At 60.6% G+C, this 20961-nt stretch carries 16 protein-coding genes; 2 read left to right on the top strand and 14 right to left on the bottom strand.

The window, feature by feature from the left end:
- Positions 1 to 14 precede the first annotated feature (14 nt).
- Together ACXAH8_RS15180 and glnT are read left to right on the top strand one after the other, a co-directional pair.
- Entirely contained in the window at positions 15 to 1343 is a 1329-nt protein-coding gene (locus ACXAH8_RS15180; RefSeq protein ID WP_170378697.1) for an FMN-binding glutamate synthase family protein, read from the top strand.
- An 81-nt stretch (positions 1344 to 1424) separates the two neighbouring features.
- A complete protein-coding gene (gene glnT / locus ACXAH8_RS15175; RefSeq protein WP_475219675.1) occupies positions 1425 to 2753 on the top strand; it encodes a type III glutamate--ammonia ligase in 1329 nt (442 codons plus the stop codon).
- Positions 2754 to 2881: 128 nt separating this feature from the next.
- Here the strand turns inward: glnT and ACXAH8_RS15170 are convergent, their stop codons facing one another.
- The 14 genes from ACXAH8_RS15170 to ACXAH8_RS15105 all read right to left on the bottom strand — a co-directional run bounded on the left by ACXAH8_RS15170 (position 2882) and on the right by ACXAH8_RS15105 (position 20936).
- Positions 2882 to 5521, bottom strand: a complete 2640-nt coding sequence (locus ACXAH8_RS15170; RefSeq protein ID WP_475219674.1) for a molybdopterin-dependent oxidoreductase — start codon at positions 5519 to 5521, stop codon at positions 2882 to 2884.
- Entirely contained in the window at positions 5521 to 5853 is a 333-nt protein-coding gene (gene nirD, locus ACXAH8_RS15165; protein ID WP_475219673.1) for a nitrite reductase small subunit NirD, read from the bottom strand. The genes ACXAH8_RS15170 and nirD overlap by 1 nt, the downstream gene beginning before the upstream one ends.
- Positions 5850 to 8285 (bottom strand): nitrite reductase large subunit NirB, encoded by a 2436-nt coding sequence (gene nirB, locus ACXAH8_RS15160; RefSeq protein ID WP_475219672.1) that lies wholly within the window; start codon positions 8283 to 8285, stop codon positions 5850 to 5852. Before nirB ends, nirD begins: the two co-directional genes overlap by 4 nt.
- A 4-nt stretch (positions 8286 to 8289) precedes the next feature.
- Entirely contained in the window at positions 8290 to 9969 is a 1680-nt protein-coding gene (locus tag ACXAH8_RS15155) for an ABC transporter ATP-binding protein (RefSeq protein WP_475219671.1), read from the bottom strand.
- A 5-nt stretch (positions 9970 to 9974) separates the two neighbouring features.
- A complete protein-coding gene (locus ACXAH8_RS15150) occupies positions 9975 to 11057 on the bottom strand; it encodes an ABC transporter permease (RefSeq protein WP_170378572.1) in 1083 nt (360 codons plus the stop codon).
- A gap of 73 nt (positions 11058 to 11130) precedes the next feature.
- Complete coding sequence (locus tag ACXAH8_RS15145) at positions 11131 to 12495, bottom strand: CmpA/NrtA family ABC transporter substrate-binding protein (RefSeq protein ID WP_475219670.1); 1365 nt, start codon at positions 12493 to 12495, stop codon at positions 11131 to 11133.
- A 270-nt stretch (positions 12496 to 12765) separates the two neighbouring features.
- Complete coding sequence (locus ACXAH8_RS15140; RefSeq protein WP_475219669.1) at positions 12766 to 13935, bottom strand: ABC transporter substrate-binding protein; 1170 nt, start codon at positions 13933 to 13935, stop codon at positions 12766 to 12768.
- Complete coding sequence (locus tag ACXAH8_RS15135) at positions 13932 to 14516, bottom strand: ANTAR domain-containing response regulator (RefSeq protein WP_475219668.1); 585 nt, start codon at positions 14514 to 14516, stop codon at positions 13932 to 13934. Before ACXAH8_RS15135 ends, ACXAH8_RS15140 begins: the two co-directional genes overlap by 4 nt.
- Positions 14517 to 14664: 148 nt before the next feature.
- On the bottom strand, positions 14665 to 15597 hold the full coding sequence (locus ACXAH8_RS15130) for a hypothetical protein (RefSeq protein WP_475219667.1): 933 nt from the start codon (positions 15595 to 15597) through the stop codon (positions 14665 to 14667).
- A 6-nt stretch (positions 15598 to 15603) separates the two neighbouring features.
- Complete coding sequence (locus ACXAH8_RS15125) at positions 15604 to 16917, bottom strand: TRAP transporter large permease (protein WP_170461618.1); 1314 nt, start codon at positions 16915 to 16917, stop codon at positions 15604 to 15606.
- A gap of 4 nt (positions 16918 to 16921) precedes the next feature.
- Positions 16922 to 17455: a TRAP transporter small permease gene (locus ACXAH8_RS15120; RefSeq protein WP_170549262.1), complete on the bottom strand. Its 534-nt coding sequence runs from the start codon at positions 17453 to 17455 to the stop codon at positions 16922 to 16924.
- 69 nt (positions 17456 to 17524) lie between these two features.
- A complete protein-coding gene (locus ACXAH8_RS15115) occupies positions 17525 to 18505 on the bottom strand; it encodes a TRAP transporter substrate-binding protein (protein ID WP_475219666.1) in 981 nt (326 codons plus the stop codon).
- Between the two features lie 50 nt (positions 18506 to 18555).
- The gene (locus ACXAH8_RS15110) at positions 18556 to 19806 is read right to left on the bottom strand and encodes an NAD(P)/FAD-dependent oxidoreductase (RefSeq protein ID WP_475219665.1); all 1251 of its coding nucleotides are present in this window, start codon (positions 19804 to 19806) and stop codon (positions 18556 to 18558) included.
- Complete coding sequence (locus tag ACXAH8_RS15105) at positions 19803 to 20936, bottom strand: enolase C-terminal domain-like protein (protein ID WP_475219664.1); 1134 nt, start codon at positions 20934 to 20936, stop codon at positions 19803 to 19805. Before ACXAH8_RS15105 ends, ACXAH8_RS15110 begins: the two co-directional genes overlap by 4 nt.
- Positions 20937 to 20961 lie beyond the last annotated feature (25 nt).

Below are 20961 nucleotides of genomic sequence, written 5' to 3'. Positions count from 1 at the left end.
AGGGTATGAAAGATATGGACGATCAGACCCCCCGCACCGTGCCGATCCAGTCGGCGACCTTTTCCAACCCGATCAACGCCGAAATCCGCCGCGCGGCGGCCACCGGTATCTATGACATCCGAGGGGGCGGAGCCAAACGCAAGGTACCGCACTTCGATGACCTGCTTTTTCTAGGGGCGAGCGTTAGCCGCTATCCGCTGGAGGGCTACCGCGAGCGCTGTGATACCTCGGTGACGCTGGGCACGCGCTTTGCCAAGAACCCGATCCAGCTGGATATTCCGATTACCATCGCTGGCATGAGCTTCGGCGCACTGTCCGGCCCGGCTAAAGAGGCCTTGGGCCGCGGTGCTTCGGCGGCCGGCACCTCGACCACCACCGGTGACGGTGGAATGACACCTGAAGAACGCGGCCATTCCAGCAAGCTGGTCTATCAGTATCTGCCCTCACGGTATGGCATGAACCCCAACGACCTGCGCAAGGCCGACGCGATCGAGATCGTGGTGGGGCAGGGGGCCAAACCCGGCGGCGGCGGCATGCTGCTGGGCCAGAAGATCAGCGACCGCGTGGCTGAGATGCGGACCCTGCCCAAGGGGATCGACCAGCGCTCGGCCTGTCGTCACCCGGATTGGACCGGGCCGGATGATCTTGAGATCAAAATCCTCGAACTGCGTGAGATCACCAACTGGCAGGTGCCGATCTACGTCAAGGTTGGCGCGACGCGGCCTTATTATGACACTGCGCTGGCGGTGAAGGCCGGGGCCGATGTGGTTGTCATGGACGGGATGCAGGGCGGTACGGCGGCCACGCAGGATGTATTTATCGAACATGTGGGCATTCCGACGCTGGCCTGTATCCGACCCGCAGTGCAGGCGCTGCAGGATCTGGGGGTGCATCGCGAGGTGCAGCTTGTGATCTCGGGCGGTATCCGCACCGGGGCAGACGTGGCCAAGGCGATGGCGCTTGGCGCGGATGCGGTGGCGATAGGCACGGCGGCTCTAATTGCCCTTGGCGACAACGACCCGAAATGGGAAGCCGAGTATCAGAAGCTGGGCACCACAACCGGGGCCTATGACGACTGGCATGAAGGGAAGGACCCCGCGGGCATCACCACTCAGGACCCTGAGCTTGCCGCGCGTCTTGACCCGGTTGATGCCGGGCGACGGCTGCGCAACTACCTGAAGGTCATGACGCTTGAGGCGCAGACCATCGCGCGGGCCTGCGGTCACAATCATTTGCACAATCTGGAACCTGAGGACTTATGTGCCCTGACGATGGAGGCGGCTGCGATGGCAAAAGTGCCCCTGGCAGGCACCGACTGGTATCCGGGCAAGGCCGGGTTCTGATCTGACATTCAAAAGGCGCGGTCCTACGGGGCTGCGCCTTTCTTCTATTGGGATTGATAAACAGGGAAAGGAAGGCCGACCATGACGACAGATCTGGCAGCTTTCGCCAAAGAAAAAGGCGTCAAATATTTCATGATTTCGTTCACCGACCTGTTCGGTGGACAGCGGGCCAAACTGGTTCCCGCACAAGCCATTGCCGACATGCAGGAAGAGGGCGCCGGTTTTGCCGGGTTCGCCACTTGGCTGGATATGACCCCCGCGCATCCCGACATGCTGGCGGTGCCAGACCCGTCCTCGGTGATCCAACTGCCATGGAAGCCCGAAGTCGTTTGGGTTGCCGGTAATTGCGTGATGGAGGGGCAGGATGTGGCCCAGGCCCCACGCAACGTGCTACGCCGTCTGATCGACGAGGCCGCCGAGATGGGCCTGCATGTAAAAACCGGCATCGAAGCCGAGTTCTTCCTGCTGACCCCCGATGGCGAGCAGATCAGCGACCCGTTCGATACCGCAGAAAAACCTTGTTATGACCAGCAGGCTGTAATGCGCCGCTATGACGTGGTGCGCGAGATCTGCGACTACATGTTGGACCTTGGCTGGGGCCCGTATCAGAACGACCACGAGGACGCCAATGGCCAGTTCGAGATGAATTGGGAATTCGATGACGTTCTGAAAACCGCCGACAAGCATTCCTTCTTCAAGTTCATGACTAAATCCGTGGCCGAGAAGCATGGGCTGCGCGCCACCTTCATGCCCAAGCCGGTCGAGGGGCTGACGGGCAATGGCTGCCACGCCCATATCTCGGTCTGGGACGCGCCGGGCGCGGATGCGAAGACCAACGTGTTTGCGGGCGACGGCGACGGCCCGACCGGAGAGGTTGGTCTTGGCGAGCAGGGCAAGTACTTTCTCGGCGGCATCATGAAACACGCCAGCGCGTTGGCGGCGATCACCAACCCGACGGTGAACAGCTACAAGCGCATCAACGCCCCGCGCACCATGTCAGGGGCCACGTGGGCGCCCAACACTGTGACATGGACCGGTAACAACCGCACCCATATGGTGCGCGTCCCCGGTCCGGGCCGGTTCGAACTGCGCCTGCCCGATGGTGCGGCGAACCCCTATCTGCTGCAGGCAGTGATCATCGCCGCCGGATTGTCGGGCATTCGCAACAAGGCTGATCCGGGACCGCGCTACGACATCGACATGTACGCCGAAGGCCACACGGTCACCGACGCGCCCAAGCTGCCGCTGAACATGCTGGATGGCCTGCGCGAATACGACAAGGACGCCGAACTGAAAGAGATGATGGGGCAGGAGTTCTCTGGCGCTTTCCTGAAGATGAAGCATCAGGAGTGGAACTCGTTCGTGTCCCACTTCTCGAACTGGGAAAAACAGCATACTCTTGATATCTGAGAGCAAAAAAGAGGCCGCAGCAAAAGCTGCGGCCTTGGTCTTTTTGGCGCACAGGGCCATTCGCCAATACTGCCGATCTGCGTGTTCCGACTTTGGCGGCGTTGCAGAACCCTGAAATGGTCCTGCGCCTAGGGTTCGACGTCCTGCAAGATCGGAACTGAAGGCTTTGCAAGCAATCCTGACAGTTCCGGGCGGCAAGAGCCGCAGTTCGTACCCGCCTGCAAAAGCCTGCCGATGTCATCGACATCAGCGATGTTCCGGGAACCGATGGCCCGGACGATCGTATTCAACCCAACCCCGAAACACGAACAGACAATCGGCCCGCCATCCTCGACACCGTTTGCGGAACGACCGGAGAGGAGCTGATGAGGCGCAGCATCGGGCAGGGTTGCAAGATACTCCCGCATCAAGGTCACAGGGTCCCGAGAGACAAAGAGAACGGCAAGAACGCGCGGACCGTCTGACAGGGCGATCCTGAATGACCCGCGTTTGGGGTCTTCGACCGATGTGGACAGGGCGTCCGGCAGTTGGAACCAGTCTCGGGCCGTTTCCTCCCAGTCAGAGGGCATCTCAGAGCCCGCCAGCTCGGTTCTATAGCCGTTTTCGGTTTTCGCCGTTGCCCGATATTCTGCCGACGGTGATGGAGGTGTCGCGGAGACTGCAAAACCGTACCAACCCGCCTTCATGGGTTGCAGGGACACCGCAGCGGCTTTGCTTTCGGGCTGGCCTGACACAGGATCTGTGACGCCGGGTATCAATGCATCGACACGCGCCGAGGGGGCTGTTTCACCCGTCCAGTGGATCGGCGCGAAGACCTGTCCGGGTGCGACGGCGTCGGATGTCTTTAACCGGAAGATACAGGCCCCGACCGCGCTTTTGACCTCGACCAAGCTGTCGGGGTCTAGCCCGAGACGAGCCGCATCTTCGGGGTGAACCTCAATAAAAGGTTCAGCCAGGTGCGAGGACAGGCGCGGTGACAGGCCAGTGCGGGTCATGGTGTGCCATTGGTCCCGCGTGCGCCCGGTGTTCAGAAGGAACGGGTAGCGCTCCGAGGTCTTCGCTTCGGGCGGTCTGTGGCTGACCGGGACGAGGCGGGCTTTGCCGTCCGGGTGGAAGAACCGCCCGTCGCCAAAGAACCTCCCTCCAGTGCCGTCAGGCGTCACCGGCCAGCGGGTTGGTTGCAGCTCGGCATAGTCGTCGTCCGACAGCTCCGCATATCCGGAAATGTCGAAATCACGCCCAAAGGGTTTGGCCACCAATGACAGGGCAGCGTATTCGCGGAAAATCTGCGCGGGCGAGCTATAATCGAACGCCTCTTTCCACCCCATACGGCGGCCGACCTCGGCGAGGATGTCCCAATCGGCCCGCGCATTGCCCGGAGGGGTCAAGACGGCGCGCTGGCGGCTGATCGTGCGGTCCGAGTTGGTGACGGTGCCGCTTTTCTCGGCCCATCCAGCTGCTGGCAACACCACATCTGCGACGCGGGCGGTGTCTGTGTGTTCGGTCAGGTCGCTGACAACCGTGAAGGGACAGGCTTTGATGGCGGCCTGCACCCGGTCGGCCTCGGGCATGGTGACGGCGGGGTTGGTATGGATCACCCAGAGGGCTTTGATCTGCCCCTTCTCAATCTCTCGAAACAGGTCGACGGCTTTCAGCCCCGGTTTCTTGGGCATGTTTGGTGCAGCCCAGAACCGCTGAACCGCCGTGCGGTGGCTTTCGTTTTCGATGTCCAGATGACAGGCGAGCATATTGGCGAGCCCACCGACTTCTCGCCCGCCCATGGCGTTCGGCTGCCCGGTGACAGAAAACGGCCCCATGCCGGGTCGCCCGATCCGGCCCGCGGCCAGATGGCAATTCAGGATCGCGTTGACCTTGTCCGTCCCGCTCGAGGATTGATTGACACCCTGGCTGAAGACCGTGACCACGCGTTCCGTCCCGATCCACATTTCACAGAAGGCGTCGAGGTCTTTTTGATCCAGACCTGTCGCCCTTGGGTCGTCCTTTTGCGCGGCAGCCAATGCGTGGGTGAACCCTGTCGTATGGCTCAGGAAACCGGCGTCGACCTGTCCGGTTTCGTGAATGCGGCCAAGCAGATGGTTGAACACGGCCACGTCGCTGCCCGGTGCCAGAGGCAGGTGCAGATCGGCCTGATCGCAACTTGCCGTTCTGCGCGGGTCGATCACGACAATCCGGGTCCCCCGCGCCTGACGTGCCGCCATGAGGCGTTGATAAAGAACCGGATGGCACCAAGCGAGGTTCGATCCGACCAAAACGACCAGATCGGCCTGATCCAAATCCTCATAAGTTCCGGGCACGGTATCCGTGCCAAAGGCGCGTTTGTGCCCGGCCACGGTGGATGCCATGCAGAGGCGCGAATTGGTGTCGATATTCGCCGATCCGATGAACCCCTTCATCAGCTTGTTGGCGACATAGTAGTCCTCGGTCAGCAATTGCCCCGAGACGTAGAAGGCAACACCGTCTGGCCCGTGCGCCTTGATCGTCGCCGAGAACCGATCCGCGACCAGTTGAAGGGCGTCATCCCACCCGACATCCTGACCAAATGCGCGCGGGTTTCGCAGGCGGTGGTCGAGGCCGACGGTCTCACCCAAAGCCAAGCCCTTGGAGCAGAGCCGACCATGATTGGCCGGGTGGTCGGGGTCACCGCGCACGGCCAGCCCTCCGGCCCCGTCGGGGCGCAGCAGGACGCCACAGCCGACCCCACAATAAGCGCAGGTCGAGCGGATCTCGGGTAGGCCAGTGCCGTCCATCAGGCGGCGCTCCGATGGGCGACAGTGCTGGCATCCAACAGGATGCGCCCGCCTTCGAGACGCACCGGATAGGTGGCGATCTGCCCCTCGTCAGCGCCCTGTGCTTGGCCTGTGTTCAGGTCGAAGACCCAGTTGTGCAGAGGGCAGGTCACGGATTGCCCATGCACGATCCCCTCGGACAGCGGCCCGCCTTTGTGGGGGCAGTTGTTGGTGGCGGCGAAGACCTCGGCCTCGGCGGTGCGGAAGACCGCGATACAGCCGACATGCGTTTTCACTAAACGCGCGCCGCGCAGGGGGATGTCTTCGATATGTCCGATGTCGATCCAGCTCATTCCGCGGCCTCCAGTGTGAAATCTGCGATCGGCGCATAGGTCTGCGCCTTTTCCTTGACGTGTTCCGCCCACGGGTCCTTGCGGTAGATGCTTTGGGAAAGTTCGAACCGTTCGACCAGAGCGGCACGGTTCTCCCGGTCCTCCACGACCTGAGCCTTGACCCAGTCCATGCCCACCTTGCCCAGCCATTTATACAAGCGGTCCAGATACTTGCCGCCTTCGCGATAGGCCTGTGTGACGGCCATCACGACCTCGATCGCTTCGTCTTCGGTTGGAACCTGACAGAGCAATTCAGTCTCTTTGACGTCCATACCGGCGGCTCCGCCGATGCTGATCTGGTAGCCTGAGTCGACGCAGACCACACCGATATCCTTGCAGGTCGCCTCGGCGCAGTTGCGCGGGCAACCCGACACCGCCAGTTTCAGCTTGTGCGGTGTCCACGACCCCCATAGGATTTTCTCAAGCTTGATGCCGAGACCTGTGCTGTCTTGCGTGCCGAAACGGCAATGATCGGTGCCGACGCAGGTTTTGACGGTACGCAGCCCTTTGGAATAGGCATGCCCCGAGACCAGACCGGCCTGGTTCAGATCCGACCAGATGGCAGGTAGATCTTCGCCTTTCACACCCAACAGGTCGATGCGTTGGCCGCCGGTGACTTTCACCGTGGGTACGTCGTATTTGTCCGCCGCATCCGCGATGGCACGCAATTCTTCGGGGGTGGTGATGCCTCCCCACATACGCGGGACAACGCTGAAAGTGCCGTCCTTTTGGATGTTGGCGTGCTTGCGTTCGTTGACGAAGCGGCTTTGCGGGTCGTCCTGATATTCCAGAGGCCAGTCGGCCAGCAGGTAATAATTGATGGCCGGACGGCAGACATGGCAGCCATTGGGTGTTGTCCAGCCCAGCTCCTGCCAAACTGCGGCTTGGCTTTTCAGCTCTTGCCCTTTGATCAGTCGGCGCACGTCCTCGTGGGTCAGGTCGGTGCAGCCGCAGATCGGTTGCGCCGTTGGCATTTGGAACTCATCACCCAGAGTGACCTGCAAAACTTGCTCAACCAGCCCCGTGCATGTCCCGCACGAGGCGCTGGCTTTGGTGCTTGCACGCACGGTGCCCAGATCGCTGGCACCCGCGTTGATCGCTTCGACAACGTCACCTTTGCATACGCCGTTGCAGCCGCAAATATCCGCCTCAGGCGGCAATGCTGCAACGGCTGAAAGAGGGTCCGCGGTATCGCCCCCCTGATAGGCAGGCCCGAAGATCAGCGTCTCGCGCATGTCTTCGATGCTGGTGCCGTCCTTGATCAGCCCGAAGAACCAACTGCCGTCGGCAGTGTCGCCATACATGACCGCGCCGACCAGACGGTCCTCTTCGATGACCAGCCGCTTGTAGACCCCGCGCGAGGGGTCGCGGAACACGATATCCTCACGCCCTGGCGCGTCCGCGAAGTCTCCCGCGCTGAACAGATCGCAGCCGGTGACTTTCAACTTGGTCGAGAGGGTTTTCTGAACAAACGCAGCTTCTTCGCCCAACAGCGCCTGCGCTGCGACTTTCGCCTGATCATAAAGCGGCGCGACAAGGCCAAAGACTGCCCCGTCATGTTCGACGCATTCGCCCACGGCGTAGACATCCGGGTCCGAGGTCAGCATCTGGTCATCCACATGGATACCGCGCCCGGTGGCCAGACCGGCCTCTTGCGCCAGCGCCGTGTTCGGGCGGATCCCCACGGCCATGACCAGCAGGTCACATGGCAATTCGGTCCCGTCGTCCAGAAGCAGCGCGCGGACTTTGCCATCTTGCCCGAGGATTTCCTTGGAGTTCGCCTGCAGACAAATCTTGATGCCTTTATCTTCCAGCGATTTCTTCAGCAAATAGCCTGCGGCGTCGTCAAGTTGCCGTTCCATCAGGTGGCCCATGATGTGAACGACGGTCACGTCGACCCCATGCGCGGCCATACCCGCGGCGGCTTCAAGTCCCAGTAGGCCGCCGCCGATGACGACAACCTTGTTGCTCGAACCCATGCCCATCATCCGCTGGGTGTCTTCGAGGTCGCGATAGGCGATCACGCCGTCCAGATCATGACCGGGCAGAGGGATGATGAACGGATTTGACCCTGTCGCAATCACCAGCTTGTCGTAGGGCACATGTCCGTTGACGCCCTCGACCACCTTCATCTCACGGTCGATCTTGGCCACCTGCTCGCCAAAGCGGCAGGAGATGCCGCGCTCGGCATACCAGGTGTCGTCATGGGTGACGATCTCTTCATAGGTTTTCTCGCCCGACAGGACCGGGCTGAGCATAATGCGGTTGTAGTTCCCGCGCGGCTCGGCGTTGAACAGGGTGATGTCGAACGCATCCGGCGAGGCGTTGGTCAGGTGTTCCAGCACCCGGCCTGAGGCCATCCCTGCGCCAATGACAACAAGTCTTTGCTTCATGATATCACTCCGCTGCAATCGCCTTGGGGGCGGGTGTTTTGGGCTTGGCGCCGTGTTCGTATTCTTCGAGGAAATCGAGGACCTCCTGCCGGTAGGCGTAGTAATCCGGGTGCTCCAACAGGGCCTTGCGCGTGCGCGGGCGCGGCAGATCGACCTTGGTGATCTTGCCGATGGTCGCTTGCGGGCCGTTGGTCATCATCACCACGCGGTCGGCCAGCAGGATTGCCTCATCCACGTCGTGGGTGACGCAAATTGCGGTGACCTTGGTGCGGGACCAGACCTCCATCAGCACTTCCTGCAATTCCCAGCGAGTGAGGCTGTCGAGCATCCCAAACGGCTCATCCAGCAACAGCAGTTTGGGAGACAGGGCAAAGGCGCGGGCAATACCGACCCGTTGCTTCATGCCGTTCGATAGGTCGGAGGCAGATTTGTCCATCGCTTCGGCCAGTCCGACACGTTCCAGATAGTACTCCACTACGTCCTGCCGCTCGGCCATGCTGGCCTTGGGATAGACCTTGTCGACGCCGATCGCGACGTTTTCTTTGGCGCTGAGCCATGGGAACAGGTTGGGCGATTGGAACACTACGGCGCGTTCGGGATCGGCGCCTTCGACGTGACGGCCATCCAGTTTGATCGCGCCTTTCGAGATGTCGTTCAGACCTGCCGCCATGGTCAGAACCGTGGACTTGCCGCAGCCGGAATGGCCGATCAGCGAGATAAACTCACCCTTGTCGATCTTCAGGTCGAAATCCTCGACCACGGTCAGAGGGCCTTTGGGCGTTGGATACACTTTGTGAAGCTGCGAGAAGTCGAGGAAGCGGTTCTCGATCATCCCCTTCTGCGCCTCGGCGACCGCTGTTGGAACCCCGTGGATTGGGGTGACATCCGGCAGGATCCGAGAGCCTTCGACCTTGGCTTCGATCCCCACATCCATCAGGTATTTGGTGACGTCGGCGCGGAGGCGTTTGAAGGTCTCATCATTGTTCATCGCACCCCGATCGCGTGGGCGGGGAATCGAAACGCGGAACTCCTGCCCCAAAGTCCCGTCGGGGTTCAGAGCGATAATCCGGTCGGCCAGAATGATAGCCTCGTCGACATCGTTGGTGATCAGCACGCAGGTCTTTTTGTCGGCCTCCCAGATGTGTTCGATCTCATCCGCCAGATTGGCGCGGGTCAGCGCATCAAGCGCCGACAGAGGCTCATCCAGCAACAAAACCTCGGGGTTCATCGACAAAGCGCGCGCCACGTTGACTCGCTGGCGCATCCCGCCCGACAGTTCCGCCGGGCGACGCGTCGCGGCGTGGCTGAGGCCTACCATCTTCACATAGTGTGCGACTTTCTCGGCTTTCTCGGCCTTGCTGAGGCCGGGAAAGACCGTATCCACCGCCAGCCCCACATTGCCGCTGACCGTCAGCCATGGCATCAGAGAGTAGTTCTGGAAAATCACGCCACGCTCTGGGCCCGGCCCCTTGATCGGAGTACCTTTGAATGTGACCTCGCCCTTGGTTGGCGTATCCAGACCGGCCATCAGGTTGATCAGGGTCGTCTTGCCAGTGCCCGAGAAGCCGAGGATCACCAGAAACTCACCCTCTTGCACGTCAAGGTCGATGCCTTTCAGCACATCGGTGCGTGCGGTGCCTTCACCGAAGGATTTCGAGGCGTTCTTGAAGCTCAGAATGCTCATCTCGATCACCGGTTATTCGTGAAGGTAAACAGGGATTGCAGCGCGTACATCACCCGGTCCAGTAGGAAACCGATGATGCCGATGGTGAAGACCGCAACCATGATTTTGGCGAGCGAGCTGGACGACCCGTTCTGGAACTCATCCCAGACGAACTTGCCCAAACCGGGGTTTTGCGCCAGCATTTCCGCCGCGATCAGAACCATCCAGCCGACGCCCAACGACAGGCGCAGGCCTGTGAAGATCAGCGGCAGGGCAGAGGGCAGCACCAGTTTGGTGATCTTGGTATAGGTGTTCATTTTCAACACTTTGGAGACGTTCACTAGGTCCTTGTCGATGGAGGCTACACCTAGCGACGTATTGATCAGCGTGGGCCATAGCGAACACAAGGTGACGGTGATGGCCGAGATCAGGAAAGACTTGGCGAACCAGCCGTCATTTGTGACGTAAACGGCCGAGACGATCATGGTGACGATCGGCAGCCAGGCCAGCGGAGACACCGGTTTGAAGATCTGGATCAGCGGGTTCAGCGCAGCATTGGCGGTCGGAGACAGACCAGCGGCAATGCCAAGCGGCACGGCGACCACTGTGGCGATGAGAAAGCCGAAAAACACCGTTTTGATCGAGGTCCAGATTTGCTGGTAGTAGGAGGGCGCCCCGGTAAAGGCGACTTCCTTCACCTTTTCGGGCTGACCGGCATCAATGAACTTTTGGTTGCGCTTTTCGACCATCGCTTCGAATTTGGCGCGCTTGGCGGCCTTGGCCTGTGCGTCTTCGTTCAGGCTGACCATTTCGCTCCAAACCTGCGCGGGTCCGGGGACCGCACCAAGCGAAGTCTGTACTTTCGGGGCCAGCGTGGCCCAGAGCAGCAGAAAGGCACAGATCGACAGCAGGGGAACGATCAACAATCGCCAAATCTCGGTCATCTGGGCGCGTGGGTTGTCTCCTGCGGCGGCCTTCAGGACGGGCGTAGCCCAGCTGAGTCCCAACACCTGGAACCACTTGTCGGCTGCGTTGATGCGGGTGAAAAGGCGGGCGCGACGTTCCTCGCGGGCGGCGTCTGCGTTGAATTCGGGATCGACCGTTGTCATCTGATGTGTCCTTGCGATGGCGGGGCACTTTGGGGTCCGCGCCCGACGAGGGCCGGGCGCGGCGTTTGGGGAATTAACCTTGTACGTCGGAACCGACGATTTTCTGCTCGCCCTTCAGACCGATGGAGAGGCTTTCGAGGTAGGCGTTGGGGGTGCGGCCGTCATAGGCGATACCGTCGATGATATCCTCGGCCGGAGTCGGGGCTTTGTAACCGTCGCTGTCCCACGGGAAATCAGCCTCGTTCGCCAGCCCTTCGTCGACCAGCAAGCGCGCGGCCTCAAGGTAGATCTCGGGCTTGTAGACCGACTTGGCGACTTCGTCATACCAGCTGTCGGGCTTGGCCTCAGCGATCTGACCCCAGCGGCGCATTTGGGTCAGGTACCAAATCGCGTCCGAGTAGAATGGGTAGGTCGCATTGTAGCGGAAGAACACGTTGAAATCGGGAACCTCGCGCTTGTCGCCTTTTTCATATTCGAACGTGCCGGTCATCGAGTTGGCAATGACGTCATAATCCGCGCCCACATATTCCGGACGGCTCAGAATTTCGACCGCTTCGGGGCGGTTGGCGTTGTCGTTTTCATCCAGCCACTGCGCCGCACGAATCAGTGCCTTGGTCACGGCCAGAGTGGTGTTCGGATACTCTTCGGCGAATTCGGCTGTGATGCCGAAGACCTTTTCTGGGTTGTTTTTCCACAGCTCATAATCGGTGATGACCGGAACACCGATGCCTTTGAACACGGCCTGCTGGTTCCAAGGCTCGCCCACGCAATAGCCGTAGATCGTACCGGCCTCCAAAGTGGCGGGCATTTGCGGCGGAGGCGTCACGGACAGGAAGACATCCGCGCCAATCTGACCAGTCACGTTTTCGGGGCTGTAATACCCCGGATGCAGACCACCAGCGGCTAGCCAGTAACGCAGCTCGTAGTTATGGGTCGAAACCGGGAAAACCATGCCCATGTTGAACGGCTTGCCTTCGGATTTGTACTTCTCAACGACCGGAGCCAATGCCTCGGCGCTGATCGGGTGCTGCGGGCGACCGTCATCCATCTTTGGGATATTGGGCTTCATTTCTTCCCAAATCTCGTTCGAGACGGTGATGCCGTTGCCGTTCAGATCCATCGAAAATGGCGTGATGATATGCGCCTCGGTCCCATAACCGATAGTTGCAGCCAAAGGCTGGCCTGCCAGCATATGCGCGCCGTCCAGCTGCCCGCCGATCACGCCGTCCAGTAGCACTTTCCAGTTGGCTTGCGCTTCCAACGTCACGAACAGGCCTTCTTCCAGGAAATAGCCCTGTTCGTAGGCGACGGCCAACGGGGCCATATCCGTCAGCTTGATAAAGCCAAAGGTCAGCTCGTCTTTTTCCAGTTCCAGCTCGGCCAATGCCGGAGAGACAAGCGCGGTAGACGCAACAAGGCCCAGAAGTAGCTTTTTCATCTCGATCCCTTTCGGTTCAGCCCAATCGCTTTGGGCAAACAAAAAAGCCGCCGACACACACCGCCGGGAGGATTGGCGGGTGGTCGAGCGGCTCTGCTCTTAGTGGATGCCCATTTCGGCGGGCGAATTCTTACGGTGGGCGTCGTTGCCTGCCGTTGACCCGATTAAGCCTTGTCGGGTTTGGGTCGTCATCCCTTTTTGGCATTTCAGCGGTACTTTTTCTGCAATGCAGCGTTGTCGATTGCTGCGCTGCAAAAAAATTAGGCAATCTTAACCGGTCGGCTCGAAAATGCGCCGGTCGAAAAAGACATTAGGGGGTAGAATCAGGCTGCCATGAGTTGAGGCCACAGCAGTCGAGGTAGGCAGCGCGCCCTCCAGTTTTTCCGAGGCGCCCGGTGATTCCACGCCCAAACCCTGCAGTTCACGACGATAAAGATCGCTGCGAAAGACCTTTGCGGCTTGACGCTCGGCGGTTGTGACATCCAACCCATTTCGCAGCGCCAATTGGTGCGCCATCCATTTCGCCTGACTGCGCCAAGGGAAGGTGGCGGCTCCGTCAAAGAACTCGACGAACCCGTCAACATGGCGCTGTTCGCCGCGGGCGGAGATCGTGAACTCTCCCATCAGGGCGCGGTCGATCAGTTCGGGCGAGACGTTGAGGTAGGATTTGCGCGACAGCATCTCGGACGCGGTTGTGCGGCTGTCTTCACTTGCTAGCCAACGCCCTGCGCGCCAGACGGCCCGCATCAGACTGCCGAGCAGATGTGGCTCGGTCTCGGCCCAGTCGTTGCGCACGGCGAGAACCTTTTCCGGTGCGCATGTCCAAATCGCCTGACCCGGCAGAAGCAGAGTGCCGACATTGTCGTCGACCGCGAAGGATCCCCAGGGCTCACCTACGCAGAAGGCGTCGATCTCTCCACCGGCGAGGGCCTGCGCCATCAATGGCGGTGGTACAGTGCGGATTTCCACCTTTTTCGAGGCCAGCGGTGTTCCCGCCACCCAGTAGCGAAGCAATTCGACATGCATCGAGAAAGGGAAGGGGACGCCAAAGACCAAAACGTCCCCGGCGGCTTTCGCCAAGGCTGCGCCGGCTTTGGCGGCATCGGCAAAGTCAAAGCCATATCCCTGATGTGCTAGCCGCCCGGCCAATTGCGTGCCAATTCCAATCACGGTTCCATTCATCGACAGCACCGACACGGCCGAAAGCGGTGTTGCGATGCCGCCCAGTCCCAAGGCCATGGCAACCGGCACCGGAGACAGCAGATGCGCCGCATCAACATGTCCAAAGGCCAGCATGTCGCGCAGGGACGACCAGGATGGGGCAGGGCGCAGATCCAGCGAAACGCCCTCGGCGTGATCGAACCCCATCTCGCGCGCGACAATCAACGGGGCGGCATCGACCAGCGGCATGTAGGCCACGGGAAGGGTGACGGTCCTCATGACAACAACCCCGAGGCCGTAACCAACGCCTCGGCGACCTCGGCCACCCTGCGGTTCTGGTTCATCGCGGTTTTGCGCAACAGGGCATAGGCCTCATCCTCGGGCACGCCTTTGGCCTTCATCAACAAGCCTTTGGCGCGGTCGATCACCTTGCGTTCTTCCAATGCGCGGCGGGTCTCGGCCAGTTCCGTCCGCATCTGGCGCAGCACCTGAAACCGGGCGATGGCCGTGTCGATCACCGGCTTGATCCGCTCGGCCTGCAGGCCATCGACCACATAGGCCGAGACACCTGCCTCTACCGCGGCTTTCGCCATCCCTCCGGCTGCGCCGGACACAAACATGGCGACGGGACGCTCCAATGGGCCGGACGCAACGGTCAATTCCTCGAGCATGTCGCGCGACGGGTTGTCGATATCAATCAGGACGATGTCGGGGCTGTGGGTGGCAATCTTGCGCGCCAATCCCGAGGCGTTTCCGATCACGAACACATCGACATCTCCGGACTCCTTCAGCGCATCCACGATGGCAAAGGCCCGGTCTTGGTTTTGTTCTACGACAACAACTGTCAGGTTCTGGCTCATAAGGAGTCAGTTGGGCGCGCCGCATGGGGTTGGCAACAGATCGATTGCTGCGCTTGCAAAGGGACCACGAGTGTAGATCAATTTTTGGGCGAACAACGTCTGAGTGCGTATTCTTCAGGCAATCACAGGGTGCAGCTATTGGAACTGCCTAGGGGTCAGACACTTTCGTTCGATACAGTCGCCGCATCAGAGTCGGGGTCAGGTACATCGGAATCTGGTAGGCCCCGATAAAGACCATGATCGGCGCAATGACCTCAGGCGGCAAAGCGACAAAGAACAGGGCAATATTGCGATTGCCTGCGATCAAGGAAATAGCCGTTGCTTGCGCTGGAGGGCTTCGCCTGCGCAATAGGCTGAACATCAGGATCTGAGCACCAAAGTTGATTAAGCAGGCAAAAGCGACCCAGAACAGCGAGATGCCGGGGGCCTCCAGGGCAATCGCGCTGAGCGATGGCATCAGGCCGATGACAAAGACCGCCAGGGTGATCGCGCCCAACCCTTCAAGATTGCTGAGCGTGGACGCGGACGGGTTTCTGAGGACAGTCAGGCGCAAGACGATCGCGGCGGAGGCCGCAACGGCGATGGTCAGGAACAAGCGGGCCGAGGCACCGGTAACGGCACGAATATCCTCTAGCTCTGGCATCAGCCAGAAGACGGGAAGAGCTGTCAGGGGCAAAAGCGCGGTTCCCACCACCACAAGGCGCACTGCGTGTTCTGCCGGGTGTCCCATCATCAGGCACATGTTCGGGCTGCCGGAAATCGAGGGCGCTGCGGCGACGATGAGCAGTGACAGGAAGATCGGCGAACTCATCCAGCCCGCAGTGTATCCGATGGCCAATAGGGTCAGCGGCAGGGCAAGTTGCAGTGCCGCAATCGTGCGGATCACGCTACGCAGATCGGATAGCGAGCCGATGAGCGTTTTTGGCTCCATTCGCAGGACCGTCACGAAAAGCAGCAACTTGACGAGCGGCGGCAGCAACGGGCGCATCGGTTCGGCGAGGCTGGGCAAGAGCAGACCGGCAACAAGCCCCGCGACCAGTACCAAGGGGCCGTTCCGAGCCGCCAGATGTAGCGGGTTCAAGCGGCGCTACCCGCCGGGGCTCTGACGCAGGTTCTCGGGCAGCCAGGTGGCCAGCTCAGGGAACCAGATCAGAACAAATACCATCAGCACCATGATCAGGAACATCGGAATGGCGGCGCGGGCGATATAGCTCATCTCGTGGTTGGTCATGCCCTGCATCACAAACAGGTTGAAGCCGATGGGCGGCGTGATCTGGGCCATCTCGACGACAACGACGATGAAGATACCGAACCAGATCAGATCAATCCCTGCATCGCGGATCATCGGCTCGACCACGGCCATGGTCAGCACGACTGAGGAGATACCATCCAGAAAACATCCCAGAATGATGTAGAATACCAGCAGCACCATCAGCAGCTCGAACCGTGTCAGTTCCCACCCGGCAATGAGGTCGGCGAGGCCTCGGGGCAGGCCAGTGAAGCCCATCGACAACGACAGGAAGGCCGCGCCTGCAAGGATCAGGGCAATCATCGCGCTGGTGCGCGTTGCGCCCATCAAGCTTTCGGTGAAGGTCTTCCAGTTGAGCGAGCCTTGACCGGCGGCCAGCAATAGCCCTCCGATCACGCCAAAGGCGGCGGCTTCGGTCGCAGTGGCATAGCCCAAATACATCGAGCCGATCACCACCGTAATCAGCAGGATCACCGGCAAGAGGAAGCGAGAGTTGTGGATTTTCTCGCGGAAGCTCAGCTTGGCTTCGACGTTGGGCTGCCAGTCCTTACCCAGTTTCGAATAGATCGCGACATAGCCCATGAACATCGCGGCCAGAACGAGGCCGGGCAGGATGCCGGCAAAGAACAGTTTGGTGATGGATTCATTGATGGTGACACCATAGACGATCAGCGTCAGCGAGGGTGGGATCATCAGGCCCAATGTAGCCGCTCCGGTCAGAGTGCCGATGATCATGCGTTCGGGGTAGTTGCGCTTGCGCAGTTCTGGGATCGACATCTTGCCCACGGTGGTCAGTGTGGCAGCGGATGAGCCGGACACTGCAGCGAAGACCGTGCAGCCGACGATATTGGTATGCACCAACCCGCCGGGCAGAGGGGCCATCCATGGCGATAGCCCTTTGAACATATCCTCGGATAGTCGCGTTCGATAAAGGATTTCCCCCATCCAGATGAACATGGGCAGCGCGGTCAGGGTCCAGGAAGAGGACGCGGACCAGATCGTGGTGATCATGACGTCGCCGACGGGACGAGTCGTGAACAGCTCCATCCCGACCCAGGCGACGCCCATCAGGGCAAGGCCGACCCAAACGCCGGTGCCCAGCAGGGTGAAGAGGACGAAGATGAACAGGATGATGATCGAAAGGTTTTCCATACGCTCATTCCCCCTGGCTTTGGTCTGCCAGATCGGGGGTAATGCGGTGATCCCCCTTGAACAGCACGTGGAGCAGATGGTCGGTCAAGGCGATAGCGAGGATCACGGCACCGATCAGCATGGCGGATTGAGGAATCCACAGGGCGGTTCTGTCCTGCCCCTGACTGACATCGCTGAACTTCCAGCTCCAATAGACAAAGCGGTAGGCGTACCAGCAGAAATACCACATCACCGCTGTACCGATTGCGAAACACCAGATTTCGAGAACACGCCTGAACCCGTCCGGCACGGCGTTCAACAAAATGGACACGCGGATATGACTGCCTCGGTTCAGCGCATTGGCGAAAGCCAAAAAGGACGCGGCCGCCATGGCGTAACCGGCATAGTCGGGCGCGCCGGGAAAGACCTCTCCGGTCCAGCGGGCCAGCATCTGCACCACGATCAGCAGCAAAATGGCGATCAAGCTCAGTGCGGCCAGAACGCCTGCGGCTTGATAAATGAAATCCAGAACGGACCGAAGCCCACGCATAACCGCCATACTGTCCCCGCTTGGTTTGTTTTTTTGAGATGGTGCGGGCGGCAGAAGGACCTGCCGCCCGATTTGGCGTTATTGCTGCGCGGCGTTGAACGCATCGACGATGGCTTTGCCCTCGTCGCCTGCAGCCTCAAGCCATTCATTGGTCATGGTGACGCCGATTTCTTTTAGCTCACCCACCATCTGGTCAGAGGCCGGGCCAACGGTCATGCCACCATCGCGCAGACCCTGCAGTGTGAAGCCGGTATATTCCTTGGCACGCCAGTTGCCGGCATATTCGGCCAGCTCCGCACAGGCCTTGATGACGTTCTTATTGGCGTCAGACACACCCGACCAGACATCCGAATTGACCATCACGTAGTTGCGCGGCAGCCAGGCGTCGACTTCGTAGAAATAGTTCAGGCTTTCCCAGACCTTGCGGTCATAGCCGGTCGACCCAGAGGACACCATCGAGTCCGCTACACCTGTTGCAAAGGCCTGGCTGATCTCGGCGGCTTCAATCGTTACTGGCAGCATGCCCGTAAGCTCGGCCAGACGCGAGGTGGCGTTGTTGTAGGACCGGAACTTTATGCCCTTCATATCGGCGACCGAGTTCACCTCATTCTTGAAATACAGCCCCTGCGGCGGCCAAGGCACGGCATAAAGCAGCGTCAGGTTTTGCTCGGCCAGCAGGCTCTCGATCGAGGGCTTGGCCGCTTCCCACAGTTTGGCGCTGTCATCGAAGGACGTGGCAAGGAAGGGGATCGAGTCGAAGCCGAACAGTGCGTTTTCATTCTGGTGGCCGGACAACAGGCGCTCGCCAATTGGGGCCTGCCCGGTTTGGATCGCGCGCTTGATGTCGGCGCCCTTGAACAGAGAGCCCGAGGGGTGGGTCACGATCTCAATCTCGCCGCCGGTTCCGGTGGTTACGCATTTGGCGAATTCAGCACCCGTGGCCGAATGGAAGTTCGAGGCCGAATAGGCCATCGGCATGTCCCATTTCTCGGCGATGGCGGGGGCGGCTGCGGCGGCGGTCAATGCGGTTGCCGCGAGAAGGCTAGTGAGTTTCTTCATGATAGTCTCCCTATTGTTATGCGTTGGGCTGGCTTCTTGAGCCGAATTATTCATGTTGCGAACCGTGCTGGAGCGTAGACGCTGGTATCTGTGTTTGGCGTGCGCCCTGCGATCATCTGAGCCAGCAAACGGCCGGTTTTTGGGCCGCCGGTCAGGCCGATATGGTGGTGGCCAAAGCCCATGTAGGCTCCGGAAATACCGGGAACCTCACCGATGATCGGGATCGAGTCCGCAGGGGCCGGTCGGTGCCCCATCCATTCAATTTCCTCCTTCCATGTCACGCCGGGCAAGGCTGCGCGGGCGTTCTTGCGCAGCAATTCAAAAGGCGCGCGTGAGGGCGGAGCGTCCAGCCCGCCAAATTCGACAATACCCGCCAACCGTATGCGCCCATCCATCGGTGTGGCAACAAATTTACCAGAGGCCACCATGACCGGGCTGCGAGGCATGGCCGATGGTTCGACCAGTTCCAGATGGTAGCCGCGCTCGCTTTCGAGCGGGACCGAGATGCCCAGCCGTTTGGCCATAGGCCCGGACCAGACGCCTGCACTGACGATGGCCGTGTCGCAGGCGATGGTCTCGCCGCCCGCGCGCACGCCGGTTACCTTGCCCGCATCTCGGATGACATCCTCAACCTCGGCGCGCAGAATGCGCCCGCCATTGCCCTCGACATGGGCGGCAAGGTCTTTCACATAGCGGCCCGGATCTCTGATATGGCCGTGATCCGCCAGCCGGGTCGCAAATGAGATGTCGCGACTGAAGACTGGGTCATAGTCATGCAAGGCTTGCCCTTCGAGCTCATCCCAGTGAAACCCATGCTTGCGCCGGATGCCCCACCCAAAGGCGTCCCCTTCGAAATGAGCCCGGTCGCGGTAAAGGAACAGATAGTCCGACGGGACCAACCATTTCTCCGCCCCGGTCCCTTCGGCTAGGGCTTTGTGGTCGTTCAAACTGTCGCCAATGATCGGGGTCAGGGCGGCGGCGATCCGGTCTACCTCGTGGGCTTTTGCATGGCTCAGGTAGCGGGTCAGCCAAGGCACAAGCTTGGGCAGGTAACCCCATTTCATGAACAGCGGCTCGGATGGGCTGAACAGCATGCGGGGGGCTTTGCGCAGCAGGCCCGGCACTGTCACCGGAACGATCGAGCAGGAGGCAAGTACCCCGCCATTGCCATGAGACGTCCCCTCGGCAGGTCCCACCTTGTCAATCAGAATTACATCATGTCCATCCCGCTGCAACCAGACAGCCGCCGAAACGCCGACAATCCCGGCACCGATGATGGCAATGGTCTTCTTGTCGCTCATGCTGCCCTCGATTTCACAACCGCATAGTGGTTGAGCTTGGCCACGTCCGGTCTGCCGCCTAGTCCGGGGCCGTCCGGCACGATGACGTGGCCATCCCGCACCTCGAAAGGGGTCTCGAGGATATCTTCGGTCAGAAAATAGCTGGCCTGATAGAACTCACAGCCCAATGTGATCTCGGGCGTTGCGGCGATCATGTGGGTTCCGGCGAGATGGGCCAGGCCTGCTTCGAACATGTCGCCGCCATAGGCGCTCAGCCCATGGGTGGCGGCGATGCGGGCGACCGTCTGGCCTCGTGTCAGACCGCCAGACTTCATGATCTTGACCGAGACGCCATCGCAAATCCCCTCGCGCGCGGCGCGCTCCATGTCCTCGGGGCCAAAGACGCTTTCGTCGGCCAGCAGAGGGACGTCTATCATCTGCTTCAGCTGGGCCATCATGCCAAAGTGATGCGCCCGAACGGGCTGTTCGATGAAGTCGGGTTGAAACTGTGCCACGTCGCGCACCTGCGTCGGGGCGTCCTCGATGCTCAGCCCCTGATTGTAGTCCACGCGGACGGCCATTTCTGGGTGGTTCTGGGCCAGGTATTCAAGCCGCATGATGTCGAACGCATGATCCTTGAACCCTGTCTTGAGTTTCACGATCCGAACGCCGTCATCATGCAATCGGGCCATCAGGTCGATATCCTGCGCGAAGTCAGGATTGGCGATGGAGCAGCTCAGTGGGATCGCATCACGGGACTTGCCGCCCAGCAAGGCCCAAACCGGTAGGGCGGAGATGCGGCCAGTCAGGTCCAGCAGCGCGGCCTCCAACGCGGCCTTGGCTTCGGTACAGTGGGCGACCGCGTGGGCGGCCTGGGCCATGATCGCGGCCCGGTCGGACAGGCGCGCGCCTAAAACCAGCGGGCGCAGATAGCGGTCCAGCGCGGCAAACGTGGCCTCGGGCGTGCCGGTAAACACCGACCAGGGCGAGGCCTCACCAAACCCTTGCGTGCCGTCCTCAGCGGTTAGTCTGAGGATGACGACTTCGCACACCCCCTCGACCGAACCGATGCCGTGATCCCGACGCGATGTCACCGGCAGCGCAAGATGCCATAGATCATAGCCCGTAATTTTCTGTTGTAGATCAGACATCCCACCTCCGGTCAGGACGCAGCCT

It is taken from the genome of Ruegeria sp. ABV3_008 (assembly GCF_056161185.1).
The sequence above is the reverse complement of the archived record's forward strand: the minus strand, read 5'-3'. Positions and strand labels throughout refer to the sequence as shown.

Bases quoted from the DNA above. Each gene is read 5' to 3' on its own strand.
- ACXAH8_RS15135 (WP_475219668.1), bottom strand. From the start codon at position 14,516: ATGAGCCAGAACCTGACAGTTGTTGTCGTAGAACAAAACCAAGACCGG.
- ACXAH8_RS15125 (WP_170461618.1), bottom strand. From the start codon at position 16,917: ATGGAAAACCTTTCGATCATCATCCTGTTCATCTTCGTCCTCTTCACC.
- ACXAH8_RS15170 (WP_475219674.1), bottom strand. From the start codon at position 5,521: ATGGACGGCACTGGCCTACCCGAGATCCGCTCGACCTGCGCTTATTGT.
- ACXAH8_RS15145 (WP_475219670.1), bottom strand. From the start codon at position 12,495: ATGAAAAAGCTACTTCTGGGCCTTGTTGCGTCTACCGCGCTTGTCTCT.
- ACXAH8_RS15105 (WP_475219664.1), bottom strand. From the start codon at position 20,936: ATGTCTGATCTACAACAGAAAATTACGGGCTATGATCTATGGCATCTT.
- ACXAH8_RS15110 (WP_475219665.1), bottom strand. From the start codon at position 19,806: ATGAGCGACAAGAAGACCATTGCCATCATCGGTGCCGGGATTGTCGGC.
- ACXAH8_RS15180 (WP_170378697.1), top strand. From the start codon at position 15: ATGGACGATCAGACCCCCCGCACCGTGCCGATCCAGTCGGCGACCTTT.
- ACXAH8_RS15120 (WP_170549262.1), bottom strand. From the start codon at position 17,455: ATGGCGGTTATGCGTGGGCTTCGGTCCGTTCTGGATTTCATTTATCAA.
- nirD (WP_475219673.1), bottom strand. From the start codon at position 5,853: ATGAGCTGGATCGACATCGGACATATCGAAGACATCCCCCTGCGCGGC.
- glnT (WP_475219675.1), top strand. From the start codon at position 1,425: ATGACGACAGATCTGGCAGCTTTCGCCAAAGAAAAAGGCGTCAAATAT.
- ACXAH8_RS15155 (WP_475219671.1), bottom strand. From the start codon at position 9,969: ATGAGCATTCTGAGCTTCAAGAACGCCTCGAAATCCTTCGGTGAAGGC.
- nirB (WP_475219672.1), bottom strand. From the start codon at position 8,285: ATGAAGCAAAGACTTGTTGTCATTGGCGCAGGGATGGCCTCAGGCCGG.
- ACXAH8_RS15150 (WP_170378572.1), bottom strand. From the start codon at position 11,057: ATGACAACGGTCGATCCCGAATTCAACGCAGACGCCGCCCGCGAGGAA.
- ACXAH8_RS15140 (WP_475219669.1), bottom strand. From the start codon at position 13,935: ATGAGGACCGTCACCCTTCCCGTGGCCTACATGCCGCTGGTCGATGCC.
- ACXAH8_RS15115 (WP_475219666.1), bottom strand. From the start codon at position 18,505: ATGAAGAAACTCACTAGCCTTCTCGCGGCAACCGCATTGACCGCCGCC.